The 26,314-nt window shown below is 67.1% G+C and carries 22 protein-coding genes and 1 tRNA gene; 11 read left to right on the top strand and 12 right to left on the bottom strand.

Features of this window, described 5'->3' with window-relative positions:
• Nucleotides 1-126: 126 nt before the first annotated feature.
• The gene (locus QZ546_RS16360; protein ID WP_294239932.1) at nt 127-2,862 is read right to left on the bottom strand and encodes a Tat pathway signal sequence domain protein; all 2,736 of its coding nucleotides are present in this window, start codon (nt 2,860-2,862) and stop codon (nt 127-129) included.
• 192 nt (nt 2,863-3,054) lie between these two features.
• Here QZ546_RS16360 and QZ546_RS16355 point away from each other — a divergent pair, with 192 nt between their 5' ends.
• Nucleotides 3,055-3,852, top strand: coding sequence for an FCD domain-containing protein (locus QZ546_RS16355; protein ID WP_294239930.1), 798 nt, complete (start codon nt 3,055-3,057; stop codon nt 3,850-3,852).
• Nucleotides 3,853-3,864: 12 nt separating this feature from the next.
• Complete coding sequence (lldD, locus tag QZ546_RS16350; protein ID WP_294239927.1) at nt 3,865-5,013, top strand: FMN-dependent L-lactate dehydrogenase LldD; 1,149 nt, start codon at nt 3,865-3,867, stop codon at nt 5,011-5,013.
• 4 nt (nt 5,014-5,017) lie between these two features.
• Here the strand turns inward: lldD and QZ546_RS16345 are convergent, their stop codons facing one another.
• From QZ546_RS16345 to QZ546_RS16335, 3 genes are read right to left on the bottom strand one after another with little or no spacing between them, the layout of a single operon-like run.
• Nucleotides 5,018-6,460 (bottom strand): efflux transporter outer membrane subunit, encoded by a 1,443-nt coding sequence (locus tag QZ546_RS16345; protein WP_294239923.1) that lies wholly within the window; start codon nt 6,458-6,460, stop codon nt 5,018-5,020.
• Nucleotides 6,460-9,606: a CusA/CzcA family heavy metal efflux RND transporter gene (locus QZ546_RS16340; RefSeq protein WP_294239920.1), complete on the bottom strand. Its 3,147-nt coding sequence runs from the start codon at nt 9,604-9,606 to the stop codon at nt 6,460-6,462. Before QZ546_RS16340 ends, QZ546_RS16345 begins: the two co-directional genes overlap by 1 nt.
• Nucleotides 9,607-9,610: 4 nt before the next feature.
• Nucleotides 9,611-10,807, bottom strand: a complete 1,197-nt coding sequence (locus tag QZ546_RS16335) for an efflux RND transporter periplasmic adaptor subunit (protein WP_294239918.1) — start codon at nt 10,805-10,807, stop codon at nt 9,611-9,613.
• 121 nt (nt 10,808-10,928) lie between these two features.
• Between QZ546_RS16335 and QZ546_RS16330 the strand changes: the two genes are divergently transcribed.
• The gene (locus QZ546_RS16330; RefSeq protein WP_294239915.1) at nt 10,929-12,005 is read left to right on the top strand and encodes an ATP-binding protein; all 1,077 of its coding nucleotides are present in this window, start codon (nt 10,929-10,931) and stop codon (nt 12,003-12,005) included.
• The gene (locus QZ546_RS16325; protein WP_294239912.1) at nt 11,998-12,627 is read left to right on the top strand and encodes a response regulator; all 630 of its coding nucleotides are present in this window, start codon (nt 11,998-12,000) and stop codon (nt 12,625-12,627) included. The genes QZ546_RS16330 and QZ546_RS16325 overlap by 8 nt, the downstream gene beginning before the upstream one ends.
• Here the strand turns inward: QZ546_RS16325 and QZ546_RS16320 are convergent.
• Nucleotides 12,624-12,827 carry a PhzF family phenazine biosynthesis protein gene (locus tag QZ546_RS16320; RefSeq protein ID WP_294239939.1) on the bottom strand — a complete coding sequence of 68 codons (204 nt, stop codon included), beginning with the start codon at nt 12,825-12,827 and terminating at the stop codon, nt 12,624-12,626. The genes QZ546_RS16325 and QZ546_RS16320 overlap by 4 nt on opposite strands.
• A 132-nt stretch (nt 12,828-12,959) precedes the next feature.
• On the opposite strand from QZ546_RS16320, the gene QZ546_RS16315 reads away from it, so the two are divergent.
• Nucleotides 12,960-14,372, top strand: a complete 1,413-nt coding sequence (locus QZ546_RS16315; protein ID WP_294239910.1) for a PLP-dependent aminotransferase family protein — start codon at nt 12,960-12,962, stop codon at nt 14,370-14,372.
• Here the strand turns inward: QZ546_RS16315 and QZ546_RS16310 are convergent.
• The gene (locus tag QZ546_RS16310) at nt 14,352-15,269 is read right to left on the bottom strand and encodes a LysR family transcriptional regulator (protein WP_294239907.1); all 918 of its coding nucleotides are present in this window, start codon (nt 15,267-15,269) and stop codon (nt 14,352-14,354) included. The genes QZ546_RS16315 and QZ546_RS16310 overlap by 21 nt on opposite strands.
• Before the next feature lie 91 nt (nt 15,270-15,360).
• Here QZ546_RS16310 and QZ546_RS16305 point away from each other — a divergent pair, with 91 nt between their 5' ends.
• The 6 genes from QZ546_RS16305 to QZ546_RS16280 all read left to right on the top strand — a co-directional run bounded on the left by QZ546_RS16305 (nt 15,361) and on the right by QZ546_RS16280 (nt 22,286).
• Entirely contained in the window at nt 15,361-16,395 is a 1,035-nt protein-coding gene (locus QZ546_RS16305) for an aldo/keto reductase (RefSeq protein WP_294239905.1), read from the top strand.
• Between the two features lie 14 nt (nt 16,396-16,409).
• Entirely contained in the window at nt 16,410-17,573 is a 1,164-nt protein-coding gene (locus QZ546_RS16300) for an MFS transporter (protein ID WP_294239902.1), read from the top strand.
• A gap of 118 nt (nt 17,574-17,691) precedes the next feature.
• Nucleotides 17,692-17,768 (top strand) — tRNA-Pro (locus QZ546_RS16295).
• Between the two features lie 97 nt (nt 17,769-17,865).
• Entirely contained in the window at nt 17,866-19,866 is a 2,001-nt protein-coding gene (locus QZ546_RS16290; RefSeq protein ID WP_294239900.1) for a hypothetical protein, read from the top strand.
• Nucleotides 19,867-20,235: 369 nt separating this feature from the next.
• Nucleotides 20,236-21,237 (top strand): alpha/beta hydrolase, encoded by a 1,002-nt coding sequence (locus tag QZ546_RS16285; RefSeq protein WP_294239898.1) that lies wholly within the window; start codon nt 20,236-20,238, stop codon nt 21,235-21,237.
• Complete coding sequence (locus QZ546_RS16280) at nt 21,234-22,286, top strand: serine hydrolase (RefSeq protein ID WP_294239895.1); 1,053 nt, start codon at nt 21,234-21,236, stop codon at nt 22,284-22,286. The genes QZ546_RS16285 and QZ546_RS16280 overlap by 4 nt, the downstream gene beginning before the upstream one ends.
• Nucleotides 22,287-22,299: 13 nt before the next feature.
• Here QZ546_RS16280 and QZ546_RS16275 read toward each other — a convergent pair whose 3' ends face one another.
• From QZ546_RS16275 to QZ546_RS16250, 6 genes are all read right to left on the bottom strand, one after another.
• On the bottom strand, nt 22,300-23,472 hold the full coding sequence (locus QZ546_RS16275) for a crosslink repair DNA glycosylase YcaQ family protein (protein ID WP_294239889.1): 1,173 nt from the start codon (nt 23,470-23,472) through the stop codon (nt 22,300-22,302).
• 64 nt (nt 23,473-23,536) lie between these two features.
• The gene (locus QZ546_RS16270; RefSeq protein ID WP_294239887.1) at nt 23,537-24,031 is read right to left on the bottom strand and encodes a hypothetical protein; all 495 of its coding nucleotides are present in this window, start codon (nt 24,029-24,031) and stop codon (nt 23,537-23,539) included.
• Between the two features lie 35 nt (nt 24,032-24,066).
• On the bottom strand, nt 24,067-24,420 hold the full coding sequence (locus QZ546_RS16265) for a hypothetical protein (RefSeq protein WP_294239884.1): 354 nt from the start codon (nt 24,418-24,420) through the stop codon (nt 24,067-24,069).
• Nucleotides 24,417-24,974, bottom strand: coding sequence for a hypothetical protein (locus tag QZ546_RS16260; protein WP_294239880.1), 558 nt, complete (start codon nt 24,972-24,974; stop codon nt 24,417-24,419). Before QZ546_RS16260 ends, QZ546_RS16265 begins: the two co-directional genes overlap by 4 nt.
• A gap of 47 nt (nt 24,975-25,021) precedes the next feature.
• Complete coding sequence (locus QZ546_RS16255) at nt 25,022-25,681, bottom strand: hypothetical protein (RefSeq protein ID WP_294239876.1); 660 nt, start codon at nt 25,679-25,681, stop codon at nt 25,022-25,024.
• Complete coding sequence (locus tag QZ546_RS16250; protein WP_294239872.1) at nt 25,681-26,202, bottom strand: hypothetical protein; 522 nt, start codon at nt 26,200-26,202, stop codon at nt 25,681-25,683. Before QZ546_RS16250 ends, QZ546_RS16255 begins: the two co-directional genes overlap by 1 nt.
• Nucleotides 26,203-26,314 lie beyond the last annotated feature (112 nt).

Below are 26,314 nucleotides of genomic sequence, written 5' to 3'. Positions count from 1 at the left end.
TTTTCGCGGTGATCCGCGCGCTGGGCTCGGCCTCGACCGACCAGCGCGACAGGTCGTCACGCCGAAAGCTATCCGCCAGCCGCGACGCAGGCGATACCGCCCCAGCCAGGACTAGCAGGACGCGGATCATGCCCCGCCGCCCGCCAGCAAAGGTGCTAGCAGGACAAGATTGGCGGTGGCGGCCAGCCCCCATTGCGCGGCATCGTTGGTCGATACGTCGGTCAGTTCGTCGACCGGCTTCAGCACGGCGGGCGGCAGGATCCGGCGCGTACCCTTCGTCTGGTCACGCGCGGCGCGGTCGCCCGCCCCGGTGAACTCGGCCCAGGCCCGCCGCGCCAGCGCCGGATCACGACGCTGGACCGCAGCATAGGCGGTGAAGCGCGAATGCGCCTGGGTCAGCGCGCGTCCCTTGCCCGCGTCGCCGGTCTTGGCACGGAACGCAGCCTCGGGCGCGTTGTAGAAGGCGCAATAGTCGAGCCACGCCTCGCGATAGGCAGGAACGTCGACCAGATCGAGGACCTCGGCCATCGTCTCGAACACACCGAAGACGCCGTTCAGATGGCTCATGCTGACCCGGTCGCCGCCCCCGACGAACCGCCCGGATGCCAGATCGAACGGCGCGCCGCCCGCGAACCATTGCTTGGGCAGCGCGGCCAGCGACTGCATCCCCGCCACGATCCGGTCGCGCCAGCGTGTGTCGCGGGTGCGTTCCCACTCCGTCATCCACGCCGCGACCAGCGGGCCCCAGACCGTGCCGAACTGCACGAAGACCTGGCCCGGCGGCAACGGCTTTTCCGCGACGACCGCACCGGTGCCGCCGGGCGGCGCGGAACCGCCGATCCGCGCCTCGACCTTTCGCCCGATCTCGACATGGCGCAGCGTCTGGTCGCAGTCGATCAGCGCATGCATCAGGTCGCCGCAACGCTCGTCCGCCGCGATATAATAGAAGATGCGTTTATAGGCCGCGTTGGAGATGCGCGGCTGTTTCGAGCTGTCACCCCAATGCTGGACGCCGTGCCGCGTCCCGAACCCCCTGAAGCGGCCGAGATGATAGACATCGACCTCGCCGGTATGGCGGGTCATCGCCTCGGCCATGCGGAACACATCGGCCCGGCCGGTGCGCAGATAGGCGTACCAGAGCCATAGGTCCGTCGACAGTTCGCTATTGTCCCAGGCGAAGCCGCCAATATCGTAGCGCCAGACATGCCGATCGTCGTCATAGCTGTGCATGACGTCGCCATAATTCCAGAAGCCATACCAGCGCCGCTGGTCGACCTGGCCGATATAGAAATCGAGTTCGCGCGCAGCGCGTGTCTCCACCGTCCCGCGAAGACCGGGCCCGGGCGGCGTCGCCTGGTCCCAGATGCCGAACACGCCCGCCGCATGGATCGCGGCATTGGCGGGGACCAGACGCGGGGGCCTGACGACCTGCGCCGCCATTTCGGCCAACCTTGTGCGCGACGGCGTCGCGGGCAGCGCCCAGAGGCGGAACTCCATCGTGCGGGCGATCCCCGTCGCCTCGCCCCAGCCGGGCTCGAAATCCTCATAGGTGATGTCGAGGCCCAGATTCTGATGGGCATAGTCGGCCATGCCCATGGTGTCGTGATAGAAGCGCAGGTCCATCGCCGGGGCGTCGGGCGCATGATACCACAGGCTGAACCGCGCCGCCTCGCCGACCGCATCGGTGACGTCCAGCCCGACCGGGCAGCGCTGCCAGAAATCATGCATGGCGAAGGCCGCGCCCCCGCTTGCGCCACCCACATAGCCGAGCCCCGCCGCCCGTCCGCCGCCATCGACGTCGATCCAGCCATGGCCGGGGCCGGTCCGCTTCGTGATCGCAAAGCCATCGGCATTGGGCTGGCGCAGGCGGAAATCGCCCCAGGCGGGGATATAGTCCAGTTTGTCGCGCACGGCGGGCGCCATGCCGGCCAGCGGCGGCACGGCCGTCCCCTCGTTCTGCGCCTGGCGAAAGGCCTTGCCCGGATCGCGACGCAGGCCGGTCAGCGGCCGGACCGCCTCCGCCCATAGCCCGCCATCCTGCCCGGCAAAGCGGACATGCCGGTCCAGCAGGCCGTCGCGCATCGGCACATCCCCTTGCAGGCCCAGCCCCCGAATGAAGCGGTGCGCCGGATCGCCGTCGAAGACCAGGCTGTGCACGATGCGGACCGATGCCGATCCGGCATGGAAATAGAGACGCAGCGAAAAGGGCAGCCATTGCTCCCCCTGCCCTTCGTGCAGTCCTTCGACCCGGACCACCGCGCGGATCGGTCCGCTCTGTTCGACCACGGCCCGGTCGATCCGTCCGGCATACCGAAGCAACCGCGCCGGGTCCTGCCCTTCGCCATCATCCTCGGACCGGTCGAGTGCCGAGGCGGTCAGCCCGACATTGCGCATCACCGTTCGTCCGCCCGACATCGCCTCGCGGATGATCGCGGCGCCCTGTCGTCCGATCGTCCAGACGGTGTCGCCGACGGTTACGACGATGGTTTCGGAGCCTTCACGGACGTGAACGGTATCGGCAGGCGACGCACCGCGTCCGACCTCGACCCGAAGCGCATCGGCGCGGCCCGCATCGGTGGGGGCGGCATGGCCGGTCCATTTGATCGAGCCGTCCGGCCACCAGGCGAGCGGCCAGGTCTGGATCGCCTGCCCCCCGCCGCCGCCGGCCAGACGATAGTCGCGCGCCAAGCGTGTACCACGCGGCCAGGGCTGGCCCCAGGACACCCCTTCATGGCTTTGGGGTGGCGCACCGTCGAGCCACATGGCCCCGCCAGACGAGGCGATGGCCGCACGGGCAGGTGTAGCGAGCGGCATCGCTCCGGCGTCGTACGGCGACACCAGCATCGCGGCCGAACTCGACATCAGGAATGTCCTGCGGCTCCAATCTGCCATACCCACCTCTCCGTATTATGGAATTATAGCTCATATTATGAAATTATAGCTGCAGGGTCAAAATCTTCCTGACCCTAACCGTTCGCGTCATTTGGTAGGACCATAAAGGCCTAATGGCTGCTACTATTGACTAACACCGACCGAATGCTCCAAATTACACAAATGAACTTCGCACTTGGTCCTACCAATGTCAAAAGCGTCACGGACCGTGTCGAAACGGCGATAGAGGCGCTGATCGCGGAGCGCGACCTTCAGCCGGGCGCGCGCCTGCCCGCCGAGCGCGAACTGGCCGCGATATTGCGCGCGTCGCGTAACAGCTTGCGAGAGGCGCTGACCCGGCTTGCCGCGCGGGGACGGATCACCGTCCGCAAGGGCGGCAATATCGTGGCGCATCCCCCCGCCCCGCCCGTCCAGGCCTGGACACAGGCGACGATCGCCACGCCGCTGGCCTCGGTCGTCGCCACCGATACGGGCTTTGGCCATGACGTGCTGGAGGTGCGCCACGGCCTGGAGGGTCAGGCCGCGCATTACGCCGCGCTTCGCGCCGGGCCAGACGATCTCGCCCGGATTGGCGAACGGTTCGAGGCGATGGCCGCCTGTCACGGACGGGGCGACGCCATCGCCGACGCACGGGCCGACGCCGCCTTCCACCTCGCTATCGCCGAGGCATCCCATAATGCGGTGCTGCGCTCGGTCATGGCCAGCATGTTCGACTTGCTCCAGGCCAGCATCTCGCAGAGCCTGGACCGCCTCTACACCGTGCCGCATACGGCCGACCGGCTGCTCGAACAGCATGCCCGCCTCCGCGATGCAATCGTTGCGGGCGATGCCGATGCGGCACGACGCGCCTCGGACGATCATCTCGCCTTCGTCGCCCGGACGGTGCGCGTGATAGACGACGATGCGGCGCGGCGCGAGCGGGCCGCCGCCATTCCCTCTCCCCTGACTGCCCGAAGCTGAAGGCCACCCGCAATGATCGTGTCCGCCCCCACCGACTTCCGCGCCGCCGCGCGTCGTCGCCTGCCGCCGTTCCTGTTCCACTATATCGACGGCGGCGCCTATGCCGAGCATACCCTGCGCCGCAACGTCGACGACCTGTCCGACGTCGCGCTGCGCCAGCGCGTGCTCCGCAACGTCGCGGACCTGGATTTGGGGACCGAATTATTCGGCACCCGCCTGGCCATGCCGGTCGTGCTCGCCCCCGTCGGATTGACCGGCATGTATGCGCGCCGGGGCGAGGTACAGGCGGCGCGAGCGGCGGCGGCCAAGGGGATACCCTTTACCCTGTCCACCGTATCGGTCTGCCCGATCCGCGAGGTTCAGGCGGCCTCCAGCGCACCGATCTGGTTCCAGCTATACGTGCTGAAGGATCGCGGCTTCATGCGCGACGCGCTGGAGCGGGCACAGGCGGCGGGGGTCACCACCCTGGTCTTCACCGTCGACATGCCTGTCCCCGGCGCCCGCTACCGGGACGCGCATTCGGGCATGTCCGGGCCGCGCGCGCCGCTCCGCCGCATGGTCCAGGCGATGGCCCATCCGCAATGGGCGTGGGACGTCGGTCTGCTCGGCCGCCCGCATGATCTGGGCAATATCTCGACCTATCGCGGCAGTCCGACCGCGCTGGCCGATTATATCGGCTGGCTGGGCGCCAATTTCGATCCGTCCATCGCCTGGCGCGACCTGGAATGGATCCGCGCGTTCTGGAAAGGCCCGATGATCATCAAGGGCATTCTGGATGCCGAGGACGCGCGCGATGCCGTTCGGTTCGGCGCGGACGGCATCGTCGTGTCGAACCATGGCGGGCGGCAGTTGGACGGCGTATTGTCGACTGCGCGCGCCCTGCCCGCCATCGCCGACGCAGTGAAGGGCGAGATCAAGATCCTGGCGGATTCCGGCATTCGTTCGGGCCTGGACGTGGTGCGGATGCTGGCGCTCGGGGCCGACGCCACGATGATCGGCCGCGCCTTCATCTATGCGCTCGCTGCTGCCGGGGAAGCGGGCGTCACCCGGCTGCTGAACCTGTTCGACAGCGAGATGCGGGTCGCCATGGCCCTGACCGGCGCCCGCACGATCGCCGAGATCGACCGCTCCAGCCTGGTCGCGACGGAGCGGGCGCTCTAAACGCTCAGCGGTCCTTGCCCTGCCAGCCGCCGCCCAGCGCCTGATAGAGCAGCACGCTGTCGGTCAGGCGCTGGGCACGTGCCTGGACCAGGGCGCCTTGCGTGCCCAGCCAGGCAGTTTGCAGGTTGAGCGTCGCGGCCCCGCTGACCTGACCGAGCCGGGCCTGGGCCTGTGCGATGTCGACGGCACGCCGTGCCGCGGCATCCGCCTGCGCCGCCGCACGCAGTCCTTGCGCATCCGCCGAGACGCCTTGTAACACGTCCGCGACATTCTGCATCGCCGACAATATGGTCGAGCGATATTGCGCCTTGGCCTCATCCAACGTCGCCTCCGCCGCCCGCTGGCGCTTGAGCAGCGTACCTCCCTCGAAGATCGGCTGGAGCAGCCCTCCGGTCAGCGACCAGAAGGGATTGCCGTCGCGGAACAGCGTCGACAATCCGGTCGAGCTGCCCCCGGCGGTCCCGGTGATCGAGAAACTCGGCAGGCGTGCGGCGATGGCGACGCCCACCTGCGCCGAGGCATAATGGAGATTGGCCTCGGCCGCGCGGATGTCCGGGCGCTGCGCGACCAGTTCGGACGGCAGCGAGACGGGCAATTCGGCGGGCAGATGCAGTGCGTCGAGATCGGGCGCGACAAAATGCTCGGCCGGATAGCGACCGGTCAGCACCGCCAGAAAGTCGCGCGCCTGCGCCTGTTGCTTGGCCAGGGTCGGCAGACTTGCCTCGGCCTGCGATAGCGCCAGTTGCGCCGCCGCCACGTCCGCCCCGCTCGCCGCGCCGAGCTTCAGCTGCGTCTGGACGATGTCGCGGTAGCGGCGATCGGCATCGATCACCGCCCGCGTCATCGCGATCTGGCGGTCCAGGCTGGCGAGCGTGATCGCGGTGTTGGCGACATTGGTGGTGACGGTCAGGAACGCCGCCTCGGTCTGGAAGCGCTGTGCCTCGGCCTGCGCCTTCGCCCCCTCCACCCCGCGCCTTATGCCGCCAAACAGGTCAGGGGTGTAGCTGGCGGTCGCGCCCAGCGTGTAGAGCGTGAAGATGTCCGAATTGTCGTTCAGCGGCGATTGCAAGACATTGGAATTCTTCTGCCGCTCGATCTGGCCGTTCGCCGAGACGCTGGGGAACAGGGTGCCGCGCTGGGCCAGATAGGTCTGCCGCGCCGCGCGCAGGGCCGCCTTGGCGCTCTCGACATCCGGATTATGGGCCAGGGCATCGGCCTCCAGCGTATCGAGCGCGGGGGAGCCGAACTGCGTCCACCACCGACCGGAGACGACCCCGCCCCAGCGGAAACGCTGCGCCTCGCCGCCCGCGACCGGAGTCGCTTCGGTCTGCGCGGGGATCGTGCTTGGGGTATAGCCGCTCGCACTGGGGGGAGCGGGCATGTGGAAACCGGGGCCGACCGCGCAACCGGCGAGTGTCAGGACCATCAGGCAGGACAAGCGGCGCATCAGTTCGCCTCCTCCGCATCATCGTCTTCGAGGACGGGCCGGGGACGTCCGGCGGGCGAGAACATCTCGATCAACACCGGCAGGACCAGCAGAATCAGCGCAGGCGCGAGCAGGATGCCGCCGACCACCACCAGCGCCAGCGGCCGCTGCACTTGCGCGCCGATCGCGGTCGACATGGCGGCGGGCAACAGGCCCAGACAGGCTGCGAGACAGGTCATGAGGACCGGCCGCAGCCGCGTCTCCGCCGCCTGCACCAGCGCCTGGCTACGCTCGATCCCGCGTTCGACCAGCTCGTGGAAATAGGACAGCACGATCACCCCCTCCATCGCCGCGATGCCGAACAGCGCAATGAAGCCGATCGCCGCCGACACGCTGAACGGCGTCCCCGTCAGCGCCAGGGCGAAGATACCCCCGATCACGGTCATCGGCAGCACGCTCGACACCAGCAACGTCTCGGTGATCGAGGAGAAATGGAGGAACAGCAGGAGCCCGATCAGGACCAGCGTGATCGGCACGATCACCTCCAGCCGGTCGAGCGCGGCCTGAAGATCGCCGAACTCGCCGACCCATTCCAGATGCTGGCCGTCGCCCAGCTTCACCTGCGCCGCGACCGCCTTTTGCGCATCGGCCACCGCGCCGCCCAGATCGCGGCCGCGCACGCTGAACTTGATCGGGATATAGCGGGTCTGCTGCTCGCGATAGATGAAGGACGGGCCGGAGATCAGCTTGACGGTCGCAACATCGCCCAACGGCACCTGCGTCGTGCCACCGGCTGCGTTGCTCACCCCGATCGGAATGGCGCGCAGATCGTCGAGCGTCGCGCGCTGGGCGGTGTTCAGGCGAACCATGATCGGGAAGTTCCGATCGCTGCCCTTCTCATAGAGATTGCCCGCCGCCTGGCCGCCGATCGCCGCCTGCACCACCGCGTTGACGTCACCGGGCGCGAGGCCGTAGCGCGCCGCCTTTTCGCGATCGACGTCGATCTTGACCGTCGGCTGGCCCAGCGAGTTGAAGATCGACAGGTCTGTGATGCCCGGCACCTTCGCCATCGCCGCCTTCACGGCCTCGGCGGTGCGTTGCAGGCTTTCCAGGTCGTTGCCGTAGAGCTTGACGGAGTTCTCGCCCTTCACGCCCGAGGCCGCTTCCTCGACATTGTCCTCGATATATTGCGAGAAGTTGAACTCGATCCCGGCGAAATTGGCGGCGAGCTTGCGGTTCATATCATCGGTCAGCTTTTCCTTGGTCATGCCGCTCGGCCATTCGCTGCGCGGTTTGAGCGGCACGAAGAATTCGGTGTTGAAGAAGCCCGTCGCATCGGTGCCGTCATCGGGGCGGCCATGCTGCGAGATGACGGTCGCGACCTCCGGATAGCTCGCCAGGATACGGCGCATATGGTTCACATACTCATCGCCCGCCGCCAGCGAGACCGATTGCGGCATGGTCGCGCGGATCCAGAGATTGCCCTCCTCCAGATGCGGCAGGAACTCCAGACCCAGGCCATGCGCGGCGACGATCGCCAGCAGGAACAAGGCGCCCGCGATGGTCAGCGTCACCGCCCGCGCCCGGAGCGCCAGGTGCAGCAGCGGATGATAGACCGAATGGAGCCACCGCACGATCGCCGTCTCCCGCTCCTCCAGGTCCAGGCCGAGCAGGATCGCCGACAAGGCGGGCGACACGGTGAAGGTCGCGACCAGCCCGCCCGCGATCGCATAGGCATAGGTCCGCGCCATCGGCCCGAAGATATGCCCCTCGATCCCCGTCAGGGTAAATAGCGGCAGGAACGACATGATGATGATCGCCGCCGAGAAGAAGATGGCGCGGTTCACCTCGCCGCTCGCCTCGGCGATGACGGCGATCTTGCGCGCCATCAGCTTGTCCTTGCGCAATTTGACGTTGGGCGCCTCGGACAGATGGCGGAAGATATTCTCGACCATGATGACGGTCGCATCGACGATCAGGCCGAAGTCGATCGCCCCGACCGACAGCAGGTTCGCGGACTCGCCCCGTGCGACCAGGATCATGACCGCAGTGAACAGCGCGAAGGGGATGGTCGCCGCGACCACGATCGCACTGCGCAGATTCCCTAAGAACACCCACTGGATCAGGAAGATCAGGATCACCCCGAATAGCAGATTGTGCATGACCGTATGGGTGGTCAGGTCGATCAGCTGGCTGCGGTCATAGATCCGCTCGATCTTTACACCTGGCGGCAGGATGTTGGAGGCGTTGATCTTCTGCACCTCCGCCTCGACGGCGGCGATGGTCGGCGAGCTCTTCTCGCCGCGATGCATCAGGACGATGCCCTCGACGATGTCATCGTCCTGGTCCTGGCCCGCAATGCCCAAGCGCGGCAGATGGCCGACCTCGACCTTCGCGACGTCGCGCACGAAGACGGGAGCGCCGTTGACGGTCTTCAGGAAAGTGTTGCGGATCTGGTCGGGCGACTGGATCAGGCCGACGCCGCGGACGATCGCCGCCTTCGGCCCCAGGTCGATGGTCTGGCCACCGACATTGATATTGGCATTGTTCAGCGCCTGCAGCACCTGGGCGAGCGTCAAGCCGTTCGCCATCAGCGCCTGCTTGTCGACCGCGACGTCATAGGTCTTGGTCTTGCCGCCCCAGCCCGACACGTCGATGACGCCCGGCACCGCCTTGAACCGGCGCTCCAGCATCCAGTCCTCGATGGTCTTCAGGTCGGTGACCGAATAGCCGGGCGGGCCGACGACGCGGTAGCGATAGATTTCGCCGATCGGGCTTTCGGGCGACAGCTGCGGCTGCACGCCGCCGGGCAAAGGCGGCAGCTGGCTGAGCTTGTTGATGACCCGCTGCTCGGCCTCTTCATAGCTATAGTCATAGGTGAACTGCACCTTCACGTCGGACAGGCCGAACAGCGAGATGGTGCGCACCGTCTTCACATGCGGGATGCCCGCCAGCTGGATCTCGATCGGGATGGTGATGTTGCGCTCGATCTCCTCGGCGGACTGGCCGGGATATTGGGTGATGATGTCGACCAGCGGCGGAACGGGATCGGGATAGGCCTCGATATTCAGGCGGCTAAAGGCAAAGCCCCCTGCCCCCAGCATGATGACGAAGAACAGCAGGACTAGCCAGCGGCGCTTCAGCGCGAATTGAACGACGGCACCCATCGGATCAGTCTCCGCCGTTCGCGCGATCGATGAACACCGAGCCTGCGGTGACGACCGCTTCGCCCGGCGCCAGCCCCTGCGTCACCGTCACCGCATCGCCCGTGCTGGTGCCGGTGCGGATCGCGCGCAGCGACAGGCTGTGACGCTCGGGATGCGCGACCCAGACATGCGCATCGTCGCCTTCGTAGAGGACGGCCATCGCCGGGATCTCGACCGCCTGCACGGTCGCGCCGTCCGACAGTCGCGCGGTGGCGAACATATTGGGACGCAGCACGCCGTCCGGATTGGCGATCTGCGCGCGCACCACGATACGGCGCGTATTCGGGTCGACGACCGGCGCGATGTAATAGACCCGCGCATCGAAACGGCGCCCCGGGAAGGCTGGGACCGTCACCGACAATATCGCCCCGCGCCTCAGCTTGCCCGCATCCGCTTCCCGCACATTGGCGACCAGCCAGACATGCGACAGGTCGCTGATCGTGAACAGCGGCGTGCTGGCGCCCGACGCGGCACTTTCGACATATTGACCGATCCCGGCACTGCGCGCGGTGACGGTGCCGTCGATCGGGCTGCGGACGATCGCCTCGTCCCGGCCATGACTGCCTGCGCCGCCCAGGCCGAGCACCTGCAACCGGCCACGCGCCGCCGACAGCTGCGCCTCGGCGCTCGCCAGCGTGCTGCGTGCGTTCGCCAGATCGGACTGCGCCTGCTGCACGTCGCGCTGCGCCGCGCCCTGCACCGCGAGCAGCGCCTGCTGACGCGCGGCATTGGCCTCGGCGGTGGTCAACGCCTTGCGCGCAGCCGCGATGGCGGCCTCGGCCGTGGCGATATCGCTGCGCCCCTGCACCAATTCGGAGGCGGCGATGGCATAGACGGGCTGGCCGCGCCGGACCACGTCGCCGGGCTTTACGAAGATGCGTGAAATCCGGCCCGTAAAGGGCGAGAAGAGCTGCGTCGTGCGATCGTCATCGGTCGCGATCTGCCCATCGGTCAGCAGCGCAGGCGCATATTGGTCGCCCCCCGCCTTGGCAAAGCGCAGGTTGGCCCATTGCTGATCGGTCGGTCGGAACTCGCCGGGGGGCAGCGTGTCCTTGCGCGCGGGCGCTGCACCGGGCGAGGACGAACAGGCGCCGAGCATCAAAGCAAGGCCAATGGGGGCAAGCGCGGTCCAGAACCGCCGGTCGCGGGGAATGCAGGTCATGTGCGACGCGGTAGGGAGAAGCCCGGTTTACCGGCAATCGCCCAACCATATGGCCCGGCTATACTTTGGTATATGCCGCCCCGGCTCGACGGAGAGCGGCCCTGAGTCGATAAGAAGCACCATGCCCCGCAAGGACCCCCTACCGGCCGATGCCCGCGCGCTTCACTGGATCACCGGTGCGGGCGTGGCGCTTCTGATCCTCGCCATTTTCGTGGTCGATGTGCTGACCGACCGGCTGATCGCGGTCGCGGTCCTCTATGTGGTGCCGGTGCTGTTGTCGCTCCGGGCGTTCCCCCGCGCGCAGGTGATGGCGCTGGCGGCGGGATGCGTGGTGCTGACCATGCTCGGCACGCCGCTGACCCGGTTCGGCATGACCGAAGCCGGGGTCGTCAATCTGGCCATCAGCATCGTCGCGATCGTCACCACCGGCTATCTGGGCCTGCGCACCCTGTCGCACGAGGCCGCCTCGCATGAAGCGCGCGAGCATCTGCGCCGCCTGTCGCGGATCGGCAATCTGGGCGAACTCGCCTCCTCGATTGCGCATGAGGTGAACCAACCGCTTGCCGCCATCGCGGGCAGTGCGGGCGCGTGTCGGCGCTGGCTGGAGGCGACGCCGCCCGACCTGCCCAAGGCCAGGGAGTCGCTCGACCGGATCAGCCGCGACGCGGCGCGCGCCGGGGACGTGGTGGCGGGCGTGCGCCGTCTGGCCAGCCGCAAGGCGGCAACGCCCGAATGGACCGACCTGGGCGAACTGGTCGAGCAATGCGTCGCCATCGCCCGCGCCGAACTCGACCGCCAGCAGATCCGGCTCGACCTCGACCTGCCCCCGGAAGGCCCGATGGTCTGGGGCGACCGGGTGCAGATTCAGCAGATCATCCTCAACCTCCTGATCAACGCGATTGAAAGCCTGAGCCAGAACGGCGCGGCCGAGCGGCGCATCCATGTCGGGGTGACACGGAACGACGCCACCATAGCCCTGAGCATCGCCGATACCGGCCCCGGCCTGTCGCGCGAGGCCGCGGGGCATTTATGGGAGCCGTTCTGGACCAGCAAGGAGGGCGGCGTCGGGCTGGGCCTGACGATCAGCCGGACGATCGCGGAGGCGCATGGCGGGGCGCTGGAGTGCCGTCCGCGTGGCCGCGCGGGCGCGGTGTTCGAGTTGCGCCTGCCCCTCGCGCAGGAGGGTGGTAATGTCTGACGCCCCCCATGACGGGCCGCTCGTCCGGATCGTGGACGACCAGTTTTCGGTGCGCGAGGCGGTGGCCGATCTGCTCGCCTCGGTCGGGCTCGCCACGCGCGGCTACGCCTCGGTCGCCGAGTTTCGCGAGCGGGACGAACCAGCGCGACCCGGCTGCCTGGTCTTGGACGTGCGGATGCCGGGCAGCAGCGGCTTCGACCTGCTCGCCACCATGACGGCCGAAGGCAACGGCCTGCCGGTCGTCTTCGTCACGGGGCACGGCGACATCGCCATGGCGGTTCGCGCGATGAAGGCAGGCGCGGTCGACTTCATCGCCAAGCCGTTCAACGACCAGCATCTGATCGACGCGGTCAACGCCGCGATCCGCGAAGACGGCGTGCGCCGCCGGGCGGTCCGCGCCGCCGATGACGCGGCCCGCCGCCTGTCGAGCCTGAGCGAGGGCGAGTATGAAGTCCTGCGCCTGACCGTCGAGGGCCTCCGCATCAAGCAGATCGCCGATCGCCTGAGCATCAGCGAGATCACCGTCAAAACCCGGCGCGCGCGGATGATGCAGAAGCTGGGCGTCACGTCCCTGCTAGACCTTTTGAAGATCCACACGCTGGGATCGGGCGACCACCCCTAGCCGGTTGTCCGCCCGGCAAAGAGCATCCGCGTCGCACCGGCGACCCAGACCTTTCCGGTCTCATCCTGCGAGACGTGGATGCGCCCCTTGCGTCCCAGCTTCGTGCCCTGCGCCGCGATATAGCTGCCGCTCGCCCGACCGCTGGCGAACAGCCACTGGCCGACGGATGCGTTGAGGCTGCCGGTCACCGGGTCCTCGATCAGCCCGCCATGCGCATCGGTGAAGAGTGCGCGCAGTTCGGATGATGGCTCGTCCTATCGAGCGACAACTGGCGCTGATAGATACACATCGGTACGATCGTGCCGAACTGTATTGGTGATAATGGTAGTACGATGGCGAGCGCCCCCGACGAAACCCGCACCGGCATGGTGGTCCGCGCGATCCGCGACCGGATCGATACCCGCGCGCTGACGCCGGGCGCCCGGCTGCCGTCGATCCGCGCGATGGCCGAGACGAGCTGCGTCGCTCGCTCGACGGTGGTCGAGGCCTATGACCGCCTTGCGGCCGAAGGCGTCATTCGCTCGCGACCGGGATCCGGCTTCTATGTCGCCGCGCCCTTGGCCCCGCTGGCGTTGAATCGGCTGGCCAGCACGAAGGAGCGCGAGGTCGACCCGCTCTGGATGCTGCGCCAGTCGCTGGGCGAGCGGCGCCATGAATTGATGCCTGGATGCGGCTGGCTACCCGATGATTGGCTGGCGGGCGATGCCCTCCGCAAGGCAATGCGCGGGGCGGCGCGGTCGGACGAGAACGGCACGCTGGCGGGCTATGCTTCCCCCTTGGGTTCGCCCCCGCTCAGGGCATTGCTGGCGAGGCGGATGGAGGATCAGGGGATCGAAGCCGGCCCCGACCAGATACTGCTGACCGACAGCGGCACTCACGCGCTCGATCTGGTGTGCCGCTTCCTGCTTCAGCCGGGCGATACCGTGCTGGTCGACGATCCATGTTACTTCAACTTTCTGGCGCTGCTGCGGGCGCACCGCGCCCGGGTCGTCGGCGTGCCGATGACGTCGACCGGGCCTGACGTCGCCATCTTCGCCGAGGCCGCCGCGACGCATCGGCCGCGCTTCTACCTGACCAACTCAGGCGTTCATAATCCGACCGGCGCGTCGCTCGCCGCCGCCACCGCGCACCGGCTGCTCAAGATCGCGGAGGCACATGACATGGTCGTTGTCGAAGACGATATCTTTGCCGACTTCGAACACACGCCTTCGTCGCGTCTGGCCGCCTTCGACGGGCTCGACCGGACGATCCGTATCGGCAGCTTCTCCAAATCACTGTCGGCGGCCGTGCGCTGTGGCCATATCGCGGCCCGACCCGACTGGATCGAAGGACTGGCCGACCTGCGCATCGCAACGTCGATGGCGGGCAGTCCGCTCGCCGCCAACCTGCTGCACGCGGTGCTGACCGATGGCAGCTATCGGCGTCATGTCGACGGTGTCCGGACCCGGCTGGCCCGAGCGATGGCGCGTGTGGCGAAACGCCTCAGGGCCATTGGTATCGAGCCGTGGACCGACCCGGCGGCGGGCATCTTCCTCTGGGCGCGACTGCCGGACGGCGTCGATGCCGTCGATCTAGCCCGCCGCGCCATCGCCCAAGGCATTGTGCTCGCACCGGGGCCGGTGTTCAGCATCAGCGGCGGGTGGCGCGATCACATGCGCTTCAACGTCGCGATGAGCGATGACGACCGGCTGTACGCTTTCCTGAAAAAGGCCGTGTCGCACCCGCTACTCGAACCGGCTGGCTAGGCGCTCGACGAGAAAGTCGACGAACACCCTCACCCGCGCGGGCGTGGTGGAGCCCCCGACGAAGACCGCGTGGATCAGCTCGACGTCGCCCGGATTATAGTCCTCGAGCAGCGGCACGAGTCGGCCGTCCGCGATCTCGGCCGCGACGCTGAAGCGGCCCACCCGGGTGATGCCAACCCCGGCAGCGGCGAGATGGCCCAGCGTCTCGCCATTATTGGCGACGATGCCGCCCTCGACGGACAGCGCGAAGTCCCGGCCGTCGCGGCGGAACGGCCAGGTCGGCTCGGCGCGGCGAAAGTTGAAGTTCAGGCAATTGTGGGCGTGCAGGTCCTCCGGGACCCTGGGCGTGCCTGCCCGCTCCAAATAGTCGGGCGACGCCACGATCACCCGCCGCGCCTCGGACAATTTGCGGGCGGTGAGTCCACTGTCGGCAAGCGGGCCGAAGCGGATCGCAACATCGGCCTGTCCGCCAGCGATGTCGACCAGCGTGTCGGTCAGCGCGATGTCGATAAGGATGTGCGGATAGGCGCGCGCGAAGTCGCCGAGCAGCGGCACGACGCACAACCGGCCATGCGCCAGCGCCGCACTGATCCGCAACCGTCCGCGCGGCGCGCCCTGATCGGCGATCTGCTGCTCGGCATCGTCGAGATCGGCGAGGATGCGCCGAGCGGCGAGTAGATAGGCCTGCCCCTCGGCGGTGAGCGTCAGCGCGCGGGTGGAGCGGAGCAGCAGCCGGACGCCCAGCCGCGCCTCGATCCGGTCGATCGCCCGCGCCACCGCCGAGGGCGTCAGCCCGAGCGTGCGACCGGCGGCGGAGAAGCTGCCTTCCTCCACCACGCTCGCGAACAGGGCGAGCGATCGGGCGCGATCTCCATTGCCGGTTATCTTTGCGTCCAAGGCATAGATCCTTTGCACCGGCGGGCGGTTCCGCCTCGCTGCTTCACCATCCATCTATGCGCCTGACAATGACATTCGCAAAGGAGGTGTCATGGAATATCGGCAATTGGGATCATCCGGCCTGCGGGTTCCGGCCCTGTCGTTCGGCGCGGGGACCTTCGGCGGCAAGGGGCCGCTGTTCAGCGCCTGGGGCACAAGCGACGCCGCCGAGGCGCGGCGGCTGGTCGACATCTGCCTCGACGCGGGGGTGACGCTGTTCGACACCGCCGACGTCTATTCGGACGGTGCGTCGGAACAGGTGCTGGGCGAAGCGATCAAAGGGCGGCGCGATGCCGTCCTGATCTCGACCAAGACCGGCCTGCCGATGGGTGACGGCCCGCAGGACTGGGGCGCGTCGCGGGCGCGACTGATCGGCGCGGTCGAGGCGGCATTGCGGCGGCTCGACACCGACCGGATCGACCTGCTCCAGCTTCACGCCTTCGACGCCTCCACCCCGACCGAGGAGGTGATGGGCACGCTCGACCGGCTGATCGCCGACGGCAAGGTGCGTTATGCCGGCGTCTCCAACTATCCCGGCTGGCAGATCATGAAGGCACAAGGCTTAGCCGATCGCCATGGCTGGCCGCGTCTCGTCGCGCATCAGGTCTATTACTCGCTGATCGGCCGTGCGTATGAATGGGACCTCATACCGCTGGCGGCCGACCAGGGTGTCGGCGCGCTGGTCTGGAGCCCGCTCGGCTGGGGTCGGCTGACCGGCAAGATCGGGCGTGGGCGGCCGATCCCGCCGGGAAGCCGGTTGCACGAAACCGCGCAGTTCGCGCCGCCGGTCGAGGATGAGCATCTCTACCGCGTCGTCGATGCGCTGGAGGCGGTGGCGGCCGAGGTGGGCAAAACGGTGCCCCAGGTCGCGATCAACTGGCTGCTGCGGCGGCCAACCGTCTCGTCGGTCATCATCGGTGCGCGCGACGAGGCGCAGTTGCGCGACAATCTGGGCGCGGTCGGCTGGGCGCTGACGCCCGAGCAGGTGGCGATGCTCGACGCCGCGAGCGACGTGCTGCCGCCCTATCCACACACACCCTATCGGCAGCAGGAGGGCTTCGCCCGCCTCGCGCCGCCGATGGTTTGAGGGGAGCCAGGACCATGAAGTTCAACCTCGGATTGCTCGCGCTGGCGGTCGGCGCCTTCGGCATCGGCGTGACCGAGTTCGCGCCGATGGGCATGTTGCCGGTGATCGCGGCCGACCTGCAGGTGTCGATCCCCGCCGCCGGGCTGCTGGTCAGCGCCTATGCGATGGGCGTGCTGATCGGCGCACCGCTGATGACACTCACCACGGGCCGGATCGACCGACGGACGCTGCTGATCGCATTGATGGGCATCTTCACGCTCGGCAACGCGCTGTCGGCGGTGGCGGGCGGCTATTGGATGCTGATGGCGGCGCGGGTCGTCACCTCGTTCAACCATGGCGCCTTCTTCGGCGTGGGGTCGGTGGTCGCGGCCAGCCTCGTGCCGCCGGATAAGCGCGCGGGCGCGGTGGCGGCGATGTTCACCGGGCTGACCGTCGCCACGATCGGCGGCGTGCCGGCGGCGACCTGGGTCAGCGAGGCGATCGGCTGGCGCACCGCCTTTGCCGGGATCGCAGGCGTCGGCGCGATCGCGATGCTGTCGCTGCGTCTCGCGCTGCCGCCGCTCCCCGCGACCGAGGGCGGCGACATGCGCGCTGAGCTGCGCGTGCTGACGCGCGGGCCGGTGGTGATGGCGCTGGCCCTGACCATGATCGGCTTTGGCGGTGTCTTCACCGTGTTCACCTATATCGTCCCGATCCTGCGCGATGTTACGCATGGTTCGACCGGCTATGTCACCGCGATATTGATGCTGTTCGGCGTCGGCGCGACGATCGGCAACGGCGTCGGCGGGCGGCTGGCCGACCGTTCGGTCGACCGGGCGCTGATGACAATGCTGGCGATCATGGCGCTGACGCTGCTAGCGTTCACGATGCTGATGCAATGGCCGGTGACCGCTGCCAGCGCGATCCTGGTCTGGGGCATCGCCAGCTTCGCGATCGTGCCGCCCCTGCAGATGCGGGTGATGGACGCCGCCTCGGACGCGCCGAACCTCGCCTCCGCGATGAACATCGGCGCGTTCAACCTCGGCAATGCGATCGGCGCGGCGCTGGGCGGCGGCGTGATCGGGGCCGGGCTGGGCTTGCCCATCGTGTCGCTGGCCGGTGCGGCGATGGCGGCGGTGGCGCTGGCGATGCTGCTGGCGTTCCGGCGTCGGCCGAACGCTAAGGCCTGCCCGGCCTGAAGCATCACCGCCAAGCGGATAAGCGGGGGCAGACGGTCCGCAGCCGGCGCCCGGAGCGGCACAAGCCGAATTAGGCCTTGCGCTCGCGCCCCCGCTTCCCCTAAGGGCAGCCCCCTGTCGGGGAGTGGCGCAGTCTGGTAGCGCGCCTGCTTTGGGAGCAGGATGTCGCAGGTTCGAATCCTGTCTCCCCGACCATCCGCTTGCAAGTCTTTGATTTCGCGTCTTAACGATGGCGATCAGGGACAGTTGTACCCCCGACTGTACCCCTCGCTGTACCCCTTGGGGTGGCGGAATGGGCTTTTCGAATGTGGGCTTGCGCGGCAGCCGCTATTGGTGGCGCAAGAAAATGACGGTTGCCGGCGTGCGGTTAACGCTGGCGTTACCCATCGGTGCGATGAGCTTTACGGACGCGCGGGTTATCGCCTTGCGCCTCGGTTCGGCGGCGGAAACATTGCGCATGGGATATGGCGAACGATCCTCCGGGGTAAGACCCGACCAGCTCAAGAAGATATTCAGCGACGCGCTGCGCTGGCAGTTGCAGCGCATCCTTGAGGATCAGATCGCCAGCAGCACCCCCGCCGTCGATCACGCCAGTCTCAACTCTCGCTATGCCGAGGCATGGACCTTCCTGTCGAAGCGCGGCGTCGAGGCGAAATGGTCGCTCGATGACCATGAGCGCCTGATCGGCAACGGCTGGGACATGCAAGAGGCGAAGGCCGTCGCCGATACGGTCTTCGATCTCCAGAGCGCTAGCCCCGTCTCGGCAAAGCAGATCGACAGCTATGTCACCAACTTCGGGATCGCGCCGACGGCCACGAACCTCGACAAGCTGCGCGTCACGATCTGTGCCGCCAAGGCGGTGGCGTGCCGCAAGGCGACGGCAAACCTGTCGGCGGACGGAGACGTGCCCGCCGACTGGATCGACGACGCACTGGCGGACGATGCACCATTTGCGTGGGAAGAGGCGTCGGCCGATCCCGAGGGGGCGGTCCCCTCACAACGATCGACTGTTGTCACGCCTGAGGCACCAGCAGCGGCGCCAGTGCCAGAGAAGCCGAAGATGCGCCTGCGCGATGCAGCCGACAAATGTATCGACGCCCACAAGCAAGAGAAGGCGTGGAATACGGACACCGTCAAACAGGTCCAAACTGCCATTCGTCTGTTCGACTTCGCATGTGGAGAAAATGTCTTCATTGAAGACATAAAGCAGGAACATGTAACCGCCTTCACCAAACTATGCCGGGCCCTCCCCAATCGCTGGGGGCGCACGACCGAGGAACGGGCGGGCGGGATCGCCGCGAGCCTCGAACGGGCCAAGTCTATGGCACCGGACATGCTCGGCGTGTCCCAGATGACGATCAACAAACACATCACCTGGATTGCGGCTGTTCTCGATCATGCCGAGGGTGCGACCGACAAGGAGGGGCATCGTCCCGCTGAGCCGATCACCTTCAAGAAGGCCCGAAAAGGCATCGGCAAAAAGGCACGTCAACAGCGTAAGCGTGACCGTGACAAGCGCGCCAACTGGTCAATACAAGAACTTCGTGATCTGTTGTCCGCTCCCATCTGGACCGGGTCAGCCGGAATCGATCATCGTCTGAAGCCGGGGACAGTGGTTTTGCACGATGCCTGGTATTGGTTACCGCTGATGCTGCCGTTGTACGGCGGTCGCAGCTCGGAGCTGGCCGGGTTGCCGCTCAGCGATGTGCACGAGGATGAGCCGATTCCGTATCTGCAGATTGACTACACCGAAGACCGTGGACTGAAGAACACTCAGTCCGTCCGCAAGCTGCCGATCCATCCTGAACTCATTCGGCTAGGCTTCCTCGACTATATCAGGGAAATCCGGGCGGCGGGTTGTACCATGCTTTTTCCGGAAATGGACTCGCCAAAAAGCACCAGCTTTGCCAGCACCTTCTACAAAAGCATCTTCAATCCCTGGAGGAAATGGGCTTTCCCTAATGGAACGCCATGGCTGCACCAGGACGGCGGCGCATGGAAGGACAAGGACGTTCACAGCTTCCGGGGCCTTTCCACAACTATGTTGAAGGGCCGCGTGGAGGACAGTGTTCGTTGCGATATCTTCGGCCACGAAGGTGAAACCGAGACAGCGCGAAGCTATGACGAAGAGGCAGAACTGTCGATCAAGCTGGAGGCGCTCAAGCATCTTACACCGCTGACCGAGCATATCCCAGCAACCCTGCCAATCCGGATCCGTCCCGCGAACCGGCTGAAGTTCGGGGTCCGAGTGCCCAGTCGGTTGGGACGGCCAAAGGCCACCAAGCCAGAGTGACTCAGGATTTTGAAAAGTATTCTGCCATAAGCGGGATGGTCGCGCGGACCGATCATTTGCTCCGCTGCCGCTTTTGAAATCGCAGTCACGAGCCACGTTGACATCATGTTCGTCATCGGGTGCCGCGGGCGGCGATCAGACGATCCTTAGGCCCGGTAGAATTGACATCACCACGTAACAGGGTCCGACCGTCCCGTGCCGCCGAGCCGCCGAGCCGCCGAGCCGCTACGCGGGCTGTTGATCTCCAGGCCATGAGCGGGCGTCGCAACGAAGCTACTCGCTATTGCGTAAGCTCCGGTCGCTACACGCCCGCCTCGATAGAAGAAGTGTTCACAGGGATATCCGCATCGCGACCGGTGTTACCCTTTGATGCTTCGTCCCTTTCTCGCTGCCGCCGCCTGCTCGGCCCTGCTTTCAGCCGTTGCCTCGGCGCAAACCGTGCCGCTCGGTGCCAATCTGGAGCGGTTCGACTATCCTGCCCCCGTGCACTGGTTCGAGGCGACGTCACAGGGCCATCCGGTTCGCATGGCCTTTCTCGACTGGCCGGCGACCGCCACGCCCAACGGCACGACGGTCGTCCTGCTCCACGGTAAGAACTTTTGCGCCGCGACCTGGGGCGACACCGCACGCGGACTGGGGGCTGCGGGCTACCGCGTCATAGCGCCGGACCAGATCGGCTTTTGCAAATCGTCGAAGCCGAGCGGCTATCAGTACAGCTTCCACACCATGGCCGCGCTGACTGCCGCGCTGCTCGACCGGGCCGGGGCCAGCAAGGTCGTGCTGGTCGGTCATTCGACCGGGGGCATCCTCGCCACGCGCTTCGCGCTCCTGTACCCTGAGCGGGTCGCGAAGCTCGTGCTGGTCAACCCGCTCGGCCTCAACGACACGCTGAGCGAGGGCGTGCCCTATACCGACCTCGGCAAGCTGCGCGACGACGAGGCGAAGACGGACGCGGCGTCGATCAAGGCCTATCAGCTCCGCAACTATTATCATGGGGTCTGGCGTCCGGCCTATGATCGCTGGGTCGCCATGCTGGCTGGGCAATATGCCAGCCCCGATGGCGACACGGTGCGCGACGCACAGGCCCGCCTGTCCGACATGATCCAGACCCAGCCCATTGCCGCCGAATTGCCGCGCTTGGCGGTGCCGACCACGCTTATCATCGGCCAGCGCGACCTGACCGCCTTTCGCGCAAGCAGCGCACCGGAGGCCCCGCGCGCCCGCGTCCGCACCGTGCCGCAGGCCGCCGAGGACGCGGTGAAGCGCATCCCGGGCGCCCGCCTGATCTGCCTGGACGATCTCGGCCATTCGCCGCAGGTCGAAGCACCCGCCAAGTTCCTGCAAACGGTTCGTTCGGCAATCGCGCCGTGAAGAGATATGCCTGTGCGTTGGCATTCCTGCTCGCCAGCGGTTGCGATGCTGCGCCTGCACCACGGCAAACCGCCGTATTTGGTCCGGTCGAGACGCGGGGCCTGGACAGCGCCATCCTTGCCGACACCGTTGCCCAAGCCCGCCGTCTTCCACGGCTTCGATCGCTGCTCATCCTGCGCGACGGACAAGTGCTGGCCGAGCAGCGCTTCAACGGCGGGCCGCCGCTCGACCGGCCGGTCAATATCAAGTCTGCGTCCAAGTCGGTCCTGTCCGCGCTGATCGGCATCGCGATCGCGCGGGGCGTGCTGACCGGCGCCGACCAGCCCGTGCTGTCGGTCCTTCGCAGCGATGCGCCGCCCGATCCCGACCCGCGTCTTGCCCGGCTGACCGTCAAGGACCTGCTGACGATGCGCGCGGGACTGGAGCGGACGTCGGGTGAGAATTATGGGCGCTGGGTGTCCAGCCGCAACTGGGTCCGCTTCGCCCTCGCGCGCCCGTTCGTCGATGAGCCGGGCGGCGCGATGCTTTATTCGACCGGCAACACGCATCTGCTGTCGGCGATGCTGACCCGCGCTTCGGGACGCGACACCCACACGCTGATGCGCGACTGGCTGGCGGAGCCGCTCGGCATCACCATCCCGCCATGGTCGCGCGATCCGCAGGGCATCTATTTCGGCGGCAACGACATGATGATGTCACCGCGCAGTCTGGCCCGGTTCGGCGAGCTCTATCGCCTGGGCGGCGTGATCGGCGGACGGCGGATCGTGCCTGCGCGCTGGATCGAGGAAAGCTGGACTCCTCGCACCGTATCGCCGTGGAGCGGCGGGCAATATGGCTATGGCTGGTTCGTTGGCACCAGTCGTGGCCATCCGCTGCGCTTCGCCTGGGGCTATGGCGGGCAGATGCTGTTCATCGTGCCAGACCTGAAGCTGACGGTCGTCATGACCTCCGATCCAAGCGGCGCGCGGGACAATGGCCATATCGCCGCGCTCCATGCGCTGCTCGACGACGGCATCGCGCCCGCCGCCGAGCGGGGTGGAGCAACGTGACGGGCGAAGACGCTCAACCGCGATGCACGACCGCGCCGATGCGGACGGCGTCCAAGCCGAGCCATGCCGCCATCCGGTCCAACTCAACCTGAAGCCGGGGCAGCGTATCGGCGGGCGCTCGCGGTTCCAGAGTGATGCGGTGTGCAAGCAGCACGCCTGCCTGCCGATCCGCTTTCAAATCAACCCTGCCGACCAGCGCCTCGTCCATCAGGAAGGGCAGCACGTAATAGCCGTGCGTGCGCCGATCCTGCGGCACATAGATTTCGATGCGATAGTGGAAGCCGAACAGGCGTTCGGTGCGGGCCCGCTCCCAGATCAACGGATCGAACGGCGCGAGCAAGGCAGCGCTGCGCACCCGGCGCGGCATGGTCGCGTCGCGGTGCATCCATGCCTTCTGGCTCCAGCCCTCGACCCGCACCGGCACGAGCACGCCGTCTTCCGCCAGGTCGGCGATGGCGTGATCCGCTTCGACGGGCTTCAACCGGAAATAATCGCGCAGGTCGCTGGCGGCGGCGATGCCCAGGGCACGGGCGCTGCGTTCGATCAGCGCACGTTGCGCCGCCTCGACCGACGGCGTTGGGAGCGCCAGTACCGCCGACGGAATGACGCGCTCGGTCAGGTCGTACAGGCGCGCGAAGCTGCCCCGCCGGGTCGCGGTGGTGATCTGCCCGGACCAGAACAGCCATTCGAGCGCATGCTTGACGTGGCTCCATTCCCACCAGCCGCTGCGGCTGGACCCGTTCTCGAAGTCGGCCGCCGCCAGCGGGCCTTCGGCGGTGATCCGTTCGAGCACGGCATCCGCCTCGGCCCGGCGCTCGACCGCGAACCGGCGCAGCGCCTGATAGCCGATCTCGCCTCGCTCCGCCCGCGCCATGCGCCAGCGGAGCAGTGGGTGGAGGTCGAGCGGCAGCAACGATGCCTCGTGCGCCCAATATTCGAACATGCGCCGCTGGCGTTTCGGCCCCCACGCATCGCCCTCCAGAAGAGCACGGTCATAGCTGCCGAGACGTGAGAATGCGGGCAGATAGTGCGCCCGCGTCAGCACGTTGACGCTATCGATCTGGAAGAGGTTGAGCCGCTCGGCGATGCCGCGCAGGTGGCGAACTGATGGGTACTCTGGCCGAGATCGCCCGAAGCCCTGCGCTGCCAAAGCGATCCGACGCGCTTCGCCTATTGATATGCTCATGACCGGCGAAGATCACGTCTTACCGCCAAGCGTCAATGCTGGGGTCCGGCGCGATATCCCCTTGTTATGCGGGGACGTGATCACGTAGCGCAACCTGTCCCGCGACGTCGACGCCATCGCGAACGAGCATCGTCAGCTTCGCAGTCGCGCGGTTGCATCCGGCCGCCAGCGACGCCGGTCGACCCCGGACTTGCATGATCTCGCCCGGCAGTACCTTGAAGTGGGACTGAGCCCCGTCTTGCGGCACGATCACCGCGCGAGCCTTGCCGGGGACGAGCGACAGGCGGCAACCCGTCGAGACGTAGCAGACGGTGTCGCGCGGCAGCATGACGGTGATCCCGGTCATGACGGGAACACCATCGTCGTTGAGGGTGAACGCGAGATAGACAAGATCAACCTGTGCCTCGACGGCTGTGCGACCGAACGCGATCTGCTGGAAATGGTCGAGCGGATCACCGGCCATGATCATCAGGCCGGGGTTCATGATCTTGTTGCCGAGCAGGAGCTTGGAAACGGCAGCGACATAGGCGCGGACATGGGCGGTCTGGTCGGGGTTCATAGTGTGTCTTCCTTGTTTCATCCCCACCACGGGGATCACATCGACTTGCCCATCCCCCTCATCTTCTCCCCTCCACCGCAATCGCGCTGTCGATCGGCCCGCACGGCGGGCGGTTCAACCGGGACTGAGCACCTCGGTCCCATGTGAAGCTGCACCGCGATCCGCCGCAGGACAGCACGGTCGAGCGCGTACGCCCCATCAGCCACGCGCACCGGCCTGACCCGCTCGACGGCCGCCGGACAGATGACGGCGGCGACCGCCATCACGCCTCGCGTACTCGGCCCCGCCGCCGCGTGCTGCCAGTGCTGGCCGGCCAGCACGAGCAGCGAAAAGGCGATGACGAGCGCCCAACACGCCTGCCGCAGCAGGCGGGGCATCGGCACCGTCATGACCGATCCTCCCCGTCCGCAGGGCCGGATGTCGTGCCGCGCTCGCCGTGGGCCAGCAGGCGGATGGCCCGGACCAAGCCGTCGGCGCGTTCATGCGCCGTTCGCCACGGCACTTCTTCAACCCGAAGATGGTGCGCCGTCAGCCGGAACCCCGAAGCGGCCGTGCCGTCCCGCTTGTCCGATGTCGGCACGAGCCACAGGCCAGCATCGACATCGACCCAGAGCGTCAGCATCCAGTGCCAGGTGACCCGCCCGCTGTGCCACAGGCCCAGGGCGAAGCCCAGCATCCCGTCCTCGGCCGTAGCCCTGACGATCAGCGCGTCCGACCGCGTCGCTAGCAGCGCGCTGTCCATCGCAGCGATGGACGCGGCAAGATTGCCGACCGTTGTCGTGACCAGCAGGTGGTTCGCTTCGCTATACACGCAGCCGGCCAGCGGCAGGCCGAGGTCGGCCGGCATGTCGGTCAGCCGCCATCCAGCCGCCTGCGCCAATATCCGCACGACGTGCGAGTTCATCGCCTGGCCGATCCGCGGCCAGGGTTCGTTATCGTTCATGATGTTTCCCGATGATGGTGTTGGTTTGCAGACGTGCGCCGGCGCGGTCAGGCTTGCCGCCAGTCGGCCTGGAACTGGCGAAACGCGTTGCCAACCAGGGCATGGGCCTTGTCGGTGGCGAGTGGTGTCACCCATTCGCCAAAGCCGAGCGGCGTCAGTCGCCTGGGTCCCGCAAGGAGGGCATGAACATGCGGGGGGCTGGCACTTCCGGCGCGGTGGGGGGCATGCTGAACCAGCAGTGCGGCCACCTCGAACGGATCGACGATCAACCGGCGGGTAAAGTCGCGGACCAGTTCATACTGTTCGTGCAGTCGCGCCGTCGGGAAGGTGAAGGTCAGATAGGCGAGCAGCGCCTTGGCCTTGACCGGCAGTTCTGCGTCGACCGTCTCCATCAGAATCCGCGGGTCGGACAACCGATCATCCGCCCCCGGCGGCAACAGCACCTCGGCGCGCGCGGCAGTCAGCGTCCATGCCGGCGTGTCGGGCGGCGCACCGACGGTCAACTTAGCGGCGGCAAAAGCCGCCGCGCTGTTCAGGTGGCCGCGAAAGCTCGGTCGCAGGCAGCCATACATGACACGGGTCGTATTGCGATCGGCATCATCGCCGGTCAGCACCAGCCAGCTATGCGGGTTAGCCGGATCCGGCAGGCAGCCCGGATTGACCTCGACGCTGGGTGTTGCCGCTGCCCGCTTGGCCTTGGCGCGCATCAGATCGCCTCCTGCGGGTAGAGGCGTTCGGCCAGATCGGACGCGGCGCGATAGATGCCGTCGGCGCGTTCGGCGAGCGTTTCGTAGGGCGGCACCAGATAGAGTTCGAGGCCATGCGCCTCCAGCCGGATCGCCCCGCCGAACCCGAACGGCACCAGCCACAAGCCGCCATCATCGTGGCGGTAAAGCGCCAGGTCCTCCAGCTTGAAAGGTACGAGCCCGCCGCCAGCCAGCACGACATCGATCGACACCGGCAGCAGGTCACCGCCGGTCAAGCAGCAGCGCACCAGCATGACGTCGATCGACTGATCGGCCGCGAGGCGCTCGATCTTGCTGCGGAACATGGGGCTGGCGACACAGGTCAGCGCCACGACAACCGACTGGGCGTCGTACAGAACGCTGTCGGCGGGCATACCGCCGCCCGAAACCAGGACGGGCACCTCGGGCTTGCCGAAGGCGGAGGCGATATAGTGGAGAAGCACGTGCGGCAGCGAGTGCACGGGGGTAGTCAGAAAATCCATTGCGGTACCGAAGCTTAAGGGTCGCGGACCGAGCGATCCGGACAAGCACCTCCAATCTTTTTCATCGATCTTCAGCGGCTCAAAATCCCGGCTTCCGTTCACTCTCGTCAGA

This window comes from uncultured Sphingomonas sp., from assembly GCF_913062585.1.
Taxonomy (GTDB): Bacteria; Pseudomonadota; Alphaproteobacteria; order Sphingomonadales; family Sphingomonadaceae; genus Sphingomonas.
The sequence above is the reverse complement of the archived record's forward strand: the minus strand, read 5'-3'. Positions and strand labels throughout refer to the sequence as shown.